Origin of the sequence: Zhongshania sp. (genome assembly GCF_041584495.1) — a bacterium.
Lineage (GTDB): Bacteria > Pseudomonadota > Gammaproteobacteria > Pseudomonadales > Spongiibacteraceae > Spongiibacter.
In genome coordinates this window covers 1-5631 of record NZ_JBFHDY010000160.1, presented here as the reverse complement: position 1 = coordinate 5631, position 5631 = coordinate 1, and the positions used below count along the sequence as shown (strand labels likewise).

The 5631-nt window shown below is 54.6% G+C and carries 6 protein-coding genes; all 6 read left to right on the top strand.

Annotated elements, in window-relative coordinates; genetic code table 11:
* The first annotated feature begins 37 nt into the window (after positions 1 to 37).
* Positions 38 to 1513 carry a hypothetical protein gene (locus ABYP33_RS17025; protein WP_373092350.1) on the top strand — a complete coding sequence of 492 codons (1476 nt, stop codon included), beginning with the start codon at positions 38 to 40 and terminating at the stop codon, positions 1511 to 1513.
* A 1235-nt stretch (positions 1514 to 2748) separates the two neighbouring features.
* Positions 2749 to 3027: a hypothetical protein gene (locus tag ABYP33_RS17020; protein WP_373092349.1), complete on the top strand. Its 279-nt coding sequence runs from the start codon at positions 2749 to 2751 to the stop codon at positions 3025 to 3027.
* Positions 3008 to 3415 carry a hypothetical protein gene (locus ABYP33_RS17015; RefSeq protein WP_373092348.1) on the top strand — a complete coding sequence of 136 codons (408 nt, stop codon included), beginning with the start codon at positions 3008 to 3010 and terminating at the stop codon, positions 3413 to 3415. The genes ABYP33_RS17020 and ABYP33_RS17015 overlap by 20 nt, the downstream gene beginning before the upstream one ends.
* A 25-nt stretch (positions 3416 to 3440) precedes the next feature.
* Positions 3441 to 3746 (top strand): hypothetical protein, encoded by a 306-nt coding sequence (locus ABYP33_RS17010; RefSeq protein ID WP_373092347.1) that lies wholly within the window; start codon positions 3441 to 3443, stop codon positions 3744 to 3746.
* Positions 3746 to 4528 (top strand): tail fiber domain-containing protein, encoded by a 783-nt coding sequence (locus ABYP33_RS17005; RefSeq protein ID WP_373092346.1) that lies wholly within the window; start codon positions 3746 to 3748, stop codon positions 4526 to 4528. Before ABYP33_RS17010 ends, ABYP33_RS17005 begins: the two co-directional genes overlap by 1 nt.
* On the top strand, positions 4529 to 5631 hold a 1103-nt coding region (locus ABYP33_RS17000), incomplete at its 3' end, for a hypothetical protein (protein WP_373092345.1).

Genomic DNA, 5631 nt, shown 5'->3' with positions numbered 1-5631 from the left:
GCAGTGATGACAGATACGAGGACTATGTGTACGAGCCATGAGCGACGTTAGAAGGTTAGTCCATCAAGTTTATTTCGACGACTCCGGTGTTCTCCGGGCTGTTAGCAATGATGAGCCGTTACCCGTTACTGGCGATTGGCTGACTGATACACAGCTTCGAGACTCGCCGGTTGATGTTAATGTCGCCAGCTCAACCAACCCCACTTGGCAAGAACTATTCCGCTATGCCACGCCTGATGACCCCGCGCTGCCTAGTGGTTCTGCGGTCACGATTGACCCTATTCTAAACACCGAGCCCAACGTCATTGATAGCGGGTGGATACGAACGGGTGTTGATGACGGTTTAGAGAAGGTTAACCAATCATTCACGATAGGAGGCAATACAGCATTGCGCGCCTATGTGATGAACGCCTCGGATGACCAAGGGAATAATATCAGGAATAATGATTTTCCCTTTATTGTCACGGCGGCGGGCGGTGTTAGGGTAATCCAAGCGACGTTCTTTAGCCGGTATTATCGGATTCTGATAGAGAACATATCAGGCTCTACATGCACCGAGCTTTCAGCGCGCTCTGTCGGTGGGCAAGATACGCCCATCGCTGTCACCACCTCGCTTGACCAGCCGCTGCTCGATTCATTTCCCGCGCCGGTATTTCGCGGTGTTACGGTGGGCAGGCAGCCGGACGGGGATTATGTAAACACTCCCGCAGACGGTAATGTTTATACGCACGGCGTAGCGTTAGGAGCAGGCGCGTCATTCACCACACCCACATTTGATACGGACGGCTGGAAGGCTATCGAGCTTTACGTCGCAACCGATCAGGTGAGCTTGCAGGATGGGATTGTGGTCGAGTACACGCCGGATGCCCAAGCGACAACACCCGTATGGTATCCCGGCCCTAAGTTCACGTTTGGCGCTGATGCTGTAACCAGCGGTTTCCTCGTTAAGCGATTCGCGCCAGCATTGGACGGGTTTCGCATCACATACACTAACGGCGGCACGCCGCAAGGGTCATGGTTCTTCTCGCTGGAGCTGAAGAACGGTGTCACAGAGCCAACCGGGACTAGTATTGAGAACGACATTGACCCGAGCCAAAGCGCGCTGTTGACTCGTGGTATTGAGTTCGCCCAGAACGATTCCGGGGATTACGGCAACATCACGCGCGGGCCTTTGGGCGGTAAGCGCGTTTCAATCTATGAGCATGAATCCGAAACCCCGATTAAACCCCTAAACAATCTGAGCGGGAATGCCACGAGTGTTGGCAGTGGCTCAGCCACGCAGGTTGCTAGTGCGCCACCAGCCGGGACTAAATCGGTAGAGATTCAGGCAGACCCGGACAACACCAAAATCGTTTACGTTGGATTCAATGCGGGACTGACTAGCGGGAATGCCCCTGTTGCACTACAGGCTGGCGATGCTCGTGTCTATGAGGTGAACAATACGCCGCTGTTTTATGCCCTCAGTGCTTCGGGTTCGCAAACAGTGCGCTGGACGTACATAGCTGAGGTGTGATGTGGCTGATTCCGGTGTCGTAACAATGCCCGCTGACAATGCCTTGATTGAGGTGATCGCGCCAATGCCAACAACCGATTGGTGCAGCCTGACGGCCACTGGACATAAGGATATACAGATTCTTGTCTACGCCTCTGGAGTTGAATCAACGTGGAGCGATAGCGGTGCATGGGTGCAGATGCAGAAGCTAGTTGTCGGTGATTCGGGTGCGTTTTCCCGCATTGCCCCCGCTCCCTACTTCACTATCAGAGCACAAGGCCCAGTCGGCACAACATGCAGGGTAACGGTGACATAATGCCTACCCGTAAGCGCATCAGGACAATTATCAGGCAGACCTCCGGAGGCGGCGGTGGTGGCCCAGCTCCCGGCGGGACGATTAGTTGGGGGCCGTCATTCGGCCAGTCAGCCGGTAACGATGATTCAACCTGGAATGTCTCGCCAACTCAGCGTCTGTCAAAGCTAGGGCTTCGGGGCGCACAGACTGCGACAGGTGCAACTGCTATGCCCTCACTCGCCTTGGTTGGTGCACAGTCCACGGCGGCTACGCAGAACGGCAGTGTTCTAGGTGCACCGTTCTGGCAGAGTGTGGAAACCTCAACAGGGGAATCGGTAACATCGCTCGCTGTCAATAAGCCATCTGGGGTCGTGGCCGGTGATCTACTAGTGTTTGTACTTGGAAGGAAAATAATTACTGGTAGTTGGGTGCCGACCCCTCCGCCTGGACTGACTTCAATCAGGGCAGACACAATACCTACCCCTAGCATCGGGGTGCTTACATATTACAAAGTTGCCACGACGAGCGAACCATCGCAGTACACATTTACCTTCTCCACCTCCAGCGCCAACAACATCACGCTAGAGTGCCATAGGATTATAGGTGTAAACGCTTCCACGCCTATAAACGCATCAGCCGGTGCGACTCTCGCAGCGACAAGTTTAGACCCTGACCCAGATTCACCGAGCGTAACAACGACCGTTGCAAATTGTCTTGTTATGACAGTCCTAATACACGATCACGCTGCTCTATCTAATAGCCACAGCTTGCCGTCAGGGCACGAGGAGGTCAGTGATTTTGAAAGCACGGCGGGCGCAAGTCTGCTAGCAAGCAATACCGGATGGCGCGTATTTGCATCAGTAGGAGCAACGGGGCCGATTGAGCACAATTGCACGGAAACAGTAGCGACTAATGCTGTTATGCAAAGGATAGCCATAGCTCCCGGCACAGTGGTGATCGCATGATTAAGGATGTACGGTACAATCTTAACTGCAAGATAGCCGCAACTGCGGTAATGACGCTGGAAAACCCGGATATTGATATTGATGAGGCCGTTGAGCGATTGAAGGCGGCTGGCAATGAGATCATCAGTGTTGATGGTCGCAAGGTTACGGTGCTGAACACCGAGACGCACCCGAGTGAAGAAGTGTGGGCCTGCGAGCACTGCGGGGCATACTCGACCGATTACGATACAGTTTTGAGACACGAGGCAGAGCAACATGGCATCCAAAATAGTTAACCGTGGCTTGCAGGTCATAGGTGGCAGGGCATCGAACACGGCGGACGCCTTCGCTGCAATCCAGTCGCTTGCGGCAGATGACGGGACAGTGGCATTCGCGGCGGCTCACACAGCGATTAACAGCGGCGGTGCTGTCACTAATCAGGCTGATGTTGACTTCGATGCAACCCCGACTAGGGCTGGCCAGGTGATTACGCACGTTGCCACATTCCCCACTGGGTCTGCTAACTTCACCATTCGCAGACTATCGCTGCATAATGCAGCGGCGGCGAGTGTGTCGGCATCCAGCACAACGCTGGTGAGCGGCATAGATGGACAATCTCTGACCAAAACGTCAGACTTTAGCCTTGAAGTGACAATCACTATCACCTATGCAGACGCCAGCTAAATTCACACCCTACAGCGGAAACCTTATGGGCCTGCCGATAACCGAGGATCACTTGGTTTTCCGGTGGGTTCATGATGGTTGCAAGGTGCTATTTTCCGCAACCCGTATGGGTGGCGCTGTAAGCTGCCACTTCGCTAGCGATAAGGCGGGTCTGCGCCACATCAAGAAAGCAATTGACGAATGGTGTAAGTTCGTGTTTGAAGCGCTGAATTGGTGTACAATGGTGATAGCTCAGGTTGTCAAGCCCAGTGTTGCAAGGTTGGTTGAGAAGTGCGGGTTTTCCCTTGCTGGCGAGGCTGACGGAATACAGATTTATGTGAGGTGTAAGTAATGGGCGGGTTTGTACGCGGCATTACAGGCGCAGATAAGGCGGCTAGGGAGTCCCGGCGAGGGGCGGCAATGGCGGCTGGAGCGCAACAAGAGGCTTTAGATTACCTAAAAGAGCGTGAAGCTATCCCACAAGAGCTGCGCGAGGCATCTTTGCAGCAATTGGCCGGGCTTTTCGGTATTGGCGGCGTCCCCGGAGAGGAGGCATTAGCCACCATTCAAGGCTCCCCCATGTATCAGGCCGTGTTAGGCCAGCAACAGGCGGGCGAGGAAGCTATTCTACGCAATGCAGCGGCTACCGGGGGGCTTAGGTCTGGTAACGTTCAAGACGCCTTGGCGCGCTATTCAGGTGATCTTCAGAATCAAGCCCTAACGCAATCTCTGACCGGCCTACAAGGCTTGGCCCAGCTCCCTTCCAACGCAAACCAGATAGCAGCCACTACGGCGGGCATAGGCGAAACCCTAGCGCAAGGCCGTATTGCTAGTGGGCAGGCCAAGGCTGCGGGACAGATGGGTTTCTTGACTGGTTTGATGGGTATGGGGTCGGCAGCAGCGGGAGCGGGCGCATTCTCGGATGCCCGCCTCAAGGCCGAAGTACGCAAGATTGGCGAGCGCGGGGGTTATAACTGGTACTCGTGGAAGTGGAACGATGAAGCCAAGACCCTTGGGCTTATTGGCCCGGACGAGGGTGTTATGGCCCACGAGGTGATGGAAACCAACCCCGAGGCGGTGACAAGGGTTGGCGACTACCTTGTCGTCGATTACCGCGCTATAGGAGTTCAATAAATGGCCAATCGTTTCTACATTGACCCTTGGGGCGGACACGCCGAAGCATTCCAGCAAGGGATGCGGGGTATTGGTGCGGTTATCGGTGAGCGCAGGGCGGAGAAGAAGCGCCAGGATTTAGCGCGGCAAGGTCAGGAAATATTCGCGACCGGCGACCCAGACAAGATTTCTGAGTTTATGATTGCCAACCCCGAAATTGGGGAGAATATTCAGGGGGCGATTGAGTTTAAGAACAAGGAAACGGAGCGAAACCTAGGTCAATCAGCGATAGACTTCCTGATGGGCAAGCCTATAGAGCAAGTGGTGGCGGATAGGTCATCCTTTGTCACTGGTCAGGGCGGCGACCCGTCAGACACAATGCTTCTGCCGGAAGAGTACCATCAAGACCCCGAAGGGTTTAGGCGTAATGCGGAGTTTATCGCAGCTCGATACGCGCCAGAGGCGTATAAGGCGTATAGAACGGCAATTGGAGCGCCGGAGACTGCGGGCGACACCACTGCTGAGCAGAAAAATTGGGCCGTCTATAAAAACCTCAAGAAAACAGACCCTGATGGGGCCAAGCAATTCGGCAAGAAAGTAGGATTCCTGCCCAAAGACAAGCCCCTTAGCGGAGCTGCCGAGAAAGCCTTGATTGAAGCGCAAGATAGGTATTTTGCGCTATCTGAGCAAAGCCGCGAGTATGATGTTCTGGCCTCAGACTTTGAGCGCATGGCTGGCACCCTCCCCTCCGGTACTGCAATGACAGTCACCGAGTTCCTTAAGCGCGTAACGGGCAGTCAGGACGATGCGAGCGAGGTGCGCCGTAGGTTGGCCAAGGTGCGACTATCCGAAGCCCTAAAATACCTGCCTCCCGGCCCTGCCACTGACCGAGATGTGGCCGAGGCATTTAAAGGTGTTCCACCTGAAAACGCATCGCCAGAACAGGTGCAATCCTTCCTCCGTGGTGCGGCTAAGATTGCTCGCCTGGAATCTGAATTTCAAGAGTTCAAATCTGACTACATTTCCCGCAACGACAACACCAAGGGTATGATTGAGGCGTGGAAGCAAAAGATTGAAAACGGCGAGGTGGCCGCAATCGAGGAGCTGCGCCGTCCCGATGAGTC